The sequence below is a fragment of the Pseudomonas sp. GD03862 genome, from assembly GCF_029840855.1.
Classification (GTDB): Bacteria; Pseudomonadota; Gammaproteobacteria; order Pseudomonadales; family Pseudomonadaceae; genus Aquipseudomonas; species Aquipseudomonas alloputida.
The window spans coordinates 1-543 of record NZ_JAOCDI010000124.1 but is presented as its reverse complement, the minus strand read 5'-3'; the positions used below and the strand labels follow the sequence as shown (position 1 = coordinate 543).

The window sequence follows — 543 nt, the reverse complement described above, 5'->3', positions numbered from 1 at the left end:
GGTTGTTGATCGGCAGACCGTCTTTGTTGGTCAGGGTGATCGTATAAGTGATCTCGCCGCCCTCGGTGACCGACGGGGTGGCGGTCAGTTTGGCCACCACTTCGTCGAGGGTGTCGGTCACTTGAACCGAAGCGTTGCCGCCCAATTCCAGGTTTTCGAACGCAGCACCAGTGGCGTCCACCGCCGAGTTGATGCCCAGGCTGATCTGGCCCGCATCCTGATAGACGTCATCGCCCTGCGCGTCGTGGGTGTACGGTGCGCTGGTTTCGCCGGCCTTGATGGTGACCTGAGCGTTGTTGCTCAGGGTCACGACCAGGTCGTGAGCCAGGGCGGTGTTGATGTGCACGGTGAACGTCGGTTTGACGTTCTCGGCCACCGAAGTCTGGTCAGCCGTGATGGTGACTTTGACGATATCGCCTTCGTTGCCTGGCGTACCTGGCTCGTCGGTCACCTCGGTGCTGACCGGGGTCTTGTCCAGATTCAGGTTTTCGAACTTCCACGCATCTGCGCCGCTGACCGCGTCGATGGCATTGACCACCGGCG

General features: G+C 61.1%; 1 protein-coding gene. It reads right to left on the bottom strand.

Annotation, left to right across the window (positions count from 1 at the left end; genetic code table 11):
* The coding region (locus N5D53_RS27635; protein WP_279841151.1) for an immunoglobulin-like domain-containing protein at positions 1–543 on the bottom strand (543 nt) is incomplete at both ends.